The sequence below is a fragment of the Oscillatoria sp. HE19RPO genome (assembly GCF_024220515.1).
In the GTDB taxonomy this organism is placed as follows: Bacteria; Cyanobacteriota; Cyanobacteriia; order Cyanobacteriales; family Laspinemataceae; genus Laspinema.
In genome coordinates, this window is record NZ_JAMXOT010000508.1 from 1 (window position 1) to 1,359 (window position 1,359).

A 1,359-nucleotide genomic window follows, 5' to 3' on the forward strand; every position below is an offset into this window, starting at 1 on the left:
AAGGCATTGAGCCTACTTGTCGTTAATCCTGGCCTGGGGCGCAGAGGCTTTGCAGCTTGCAACTGTGGATGAAACGCTAAAAACGTTAATGACTACATTGTAGCACTAAGGGATAGGCAAGGGATAGGCGGTTAAAACCGTTCGTTCGTTTTTCCTCTGCGCTCTAAAGATGCGCAGTTCCCAAACATCTCGGAGTTTTATATGGAGTTGACAAAACGCGCCCAATTACCGACCCAATGGCCTTCTTGTCCACATTGTGGGACTCGTTTGAATAGTAGAGGTTTTCAACAACGTTCAATGCTAACCCTTGTGGGACAAGTGAAGTGGTCTCGCCGAGTGGGGCGTTGCCCGCTCAAGTGTCATGGTAGTTTAAGGGAATCCGGTTGGAATCGGTCTATAAAAACCCGCAGGCTCAAGCCTGGGGCTATACAGACAAAGCCTGCCTGCGCAGGCTACTCCATAAAAACGACTTTTCATAACCGGATTTGGTATAGGGTATCTCTTGACGAGTTACTCTGAATAAAACCAGACCAAAAAACTTCGGATGAAGTGATTAAACTGGGATGTTTATTAGCAATTTTTGTACCCTTTGAAATTACTTCTCATTTACTAGAAAAGTTAACGGGCATTAAAGTTTGCGCTCAAACAATAGCCAATTGGGTGAAGGAAAAGGGACGGATGGCAACGTCCAAACTTTCGGAAGAACTCACGGCTTTTTCCCCAAGGAGAAAGCCCCAGTCCTGAACAGCTATCTCCTGAGTTACAGTCAATGGCTTTAGCTTTAGCGGGTGATGGGGTGATGGTGCCTTTTCGACCCCCGGAAAAAAGTCCATCTGGAGCAACGCAATGGAGAGAAGTAAAAGTCGGGATAATAGCGAGATGAGGAGCGGATTTTACCCGTTCCGGTAAACCCGCAACCCGGTTACATAACCGTCGTCTAGTCGGGGTTCTCGGAAATATTCACGACCTAGCTCCCCGACTGATAGTAGAAGCCCTCCGCTCCGGAATTCAGGATGCCTCTAAGGTAGTCTGGTTATCTGACGGAGCTGTAGGATTTTGGAATTTATATTATCACTTTTTGGAGCCGTTAAACATAGTAGGGGTTTTAGATTTCTATCATGCGGCTGGACATTTATGGTCAGCGGCTGCTGCATATAAAGATGGCCGGACTCACGCTGCAAAGGAATGGTTTAAATATTGGCGGCATGAATTGAGACATCCCACATTCCGCAGGTTTGATCAAGTCAGTAAATAATATTTCTGGCAGGAGGCCCCTAGGAACTGAAGGATCCATCGCCGCTCATCAGTTAAATAGGTGATTTTTTTAACTCCATCAACCGTCAGCAAATGAATAGATTG

1 pseudogene is annotated in these 1,359 nt (G+C 46.2%); it reads left to right on the top strand.

Going from position 1 to position 1,359, the window contains the following annotated elements:
• Positions 1-207 precede the first annotated feature (207 nt).
• Positions 208-369: pseudogene (locus tag NG833_RS30205) on the top strand (ISKra4 family transposase); the annotation flags it as partial.
• Between the last annotated feature and the right edge of the window lie 990 nt (positions 370-1,359).